The organism is Mesorhizobium sp. M8A.F.Ca.ET.202.01.1.1 (assembly GCF_004791595.1).
In the GTDB taxonomy this organism is placed as follows: domain Bacteria; phylum Pseudomonadota; class Alphaproteobacteria; order Rhizobiales; family Rhizobiaceae; genus Mesorhizobium.
The window spans coordinates 1-280 of the sequence record NZ_SRUN01000331.1 but is presented as its reverse complement, the minus strand read 5'-3'; the positions used below and the strand labels follow the sequence as shown (position 1 = coordinate 280).

Below are 280 nucleotides of genomic sequence, written 5' to 3'. Positions count from 1 at the left end.
GGGAGCGCGTGGCGGCAGACGGCCCGGCAACGAAGCGCTGGGTCTCGGCCGGAGCCTGGGCAACCTGACGAGCGGGAGCCGCTGAAGCAGCCGCGTTATAGACGGGAATGGTGATCCGCGTGCCGGGAGCGACATTCGCGTTGCTCAGCCCGTTCGCCGACATGATCGCGGCGCGCGGCACGCCGTAGCGCGACGAAATCGTATCGAGGGACTCGCCCTGGGCGAGCACGACCGGCGTGCCGCCCTGCGCGGACCAGCCGGCAGCACTGCCCGAGACGGC

1 protein-coding gene is annotated in these 280 nt (G+C 71.8%); it reads right to left on the bottom strand.

Annotation, left to right across the window (positions count from 1 at the left end):
* The coding region (locus EN845_RS35080) for a LysM peptidoglycan-binding domain-containing protein (protein ID WP_135931362.1) at nucleotides 1-280 on the bottom strand (280 nt) is incomplete at both ends.